We start from the raw sequence: 1088 nt of genomic DNA on the forward strand, positions 1-1088 counted from the left end.
GCCGAACTCCACGACGAATGGATCGCCTTCCCCCGCCGCTACCTCTCCAACGAGAGCATGGACGCCCTCTACACCGACACCCCCACCGTCCTACCGGCCGCGCCAGACGACTGATCGCCTACACCACGAGAAGGGACATGACCGCGTTGACGGCCGTTACATGGCTCAGCAGTGCATGGTGATGCCGTGCATCCTGCTGTTGAGCCCGTGTAGAGCGTGCAGCTTCGTTTCGTCCCAGTCATGGGACCGCCCGATGATGACGACGACACGTAGGTGGTACGCGGCGATGTCGGGGCGCGCGGGCCTCAGGCCGAACTCTCACATCCTCACCGGCGGTGGACACTGACCGCATAGCCGCCGCCGTCGTAAGGGGCGGCGTCCCAGGTGGCAAAGCGGTCGACAAAGGTGAGGCCGGCTGCGGCGCAGCAGTCGTCGTACTCCGGCAGCGTGATGCTGGGCGGCACGGGCAGGTGGGCTTCGTCCAGGCCGAAGCCGGCGACCATCAGACCGCCCGGACGCAGGGCCGCGGCCAGGCGCTTGACCACCGTGGCCTCGGTGCCGGTGGCGAGCAATGGGAAAACGTTGCCTGCGGCGACCACGAGATCGAAGTCCGCTGCGATGCCGAGCAGGTTCGGCTCGAACCGGGCCAGGTCGACCTGGAACCAGGGCAGTTCCGGCGCCTGCTGCTGCGCCACTGTCAGCATCGACGCGTCGAGATCCACCCCGACACAGTCGTACCCGAGCTCCGCAAGCCGGATCATGACCCGTCCGGTACCGCACCCGGCGTCCAGCACCCGTGCTCCGGCAGGCACGAGAGCTGCGCAGAACCGTGCCTCCCCGTGCACTTCCTTCCCGCTACGGGCCAGGGCCGCGAACCGTGCGGCGTAGTCCTCTCCGGACTTCTCCTCGGTCAACTCGCTCCAACGGCTCATGAGGCCAACTATAGGTCGACCGTGTGTCACTCGAAGAAGTGACCGAGCTCGCGGCGCTGAACCTCGATCCACCGCGTGATCTCTGATCGCGCGGTGTGATTGGTTTCGGGGTGGTTTTTCGGTTCCGGGCAGCATGCGTTTCCGGTTGGCCGCTGC

General features: G+C 66.6%; 1 protein-coding gene. It reads right to left on the reverse strand.

Annotated features, from left to right (window positions below; genetic code table 11):
• Positions 1-326 precede the first annotated feature (326 nt).
• Positions 327-932: a class I SAM-dependent methyltransferase gene (locus tag ACFYQA_RS39595; RefSeq protein WP_388928703.1), complete on the reverse strand. Its 606-nt coding sequence runs from the start codon at positions 930-932 to the stop codon at positions 327-329.
• Positions 933-1088 lie beyond the last annotated feature (156 nt).

Source organism: Streptomyces sp. NPDC005774, from assembly GCF_042871645.1.
In the GTDB taxonomy this organism is placed as follows: domain Bacteria; phylum Actinomycetota; class Actinomycetes; order Streptomycetales; family Streptomycetaceae; genus Streptomyces; species Streptomyces pratens.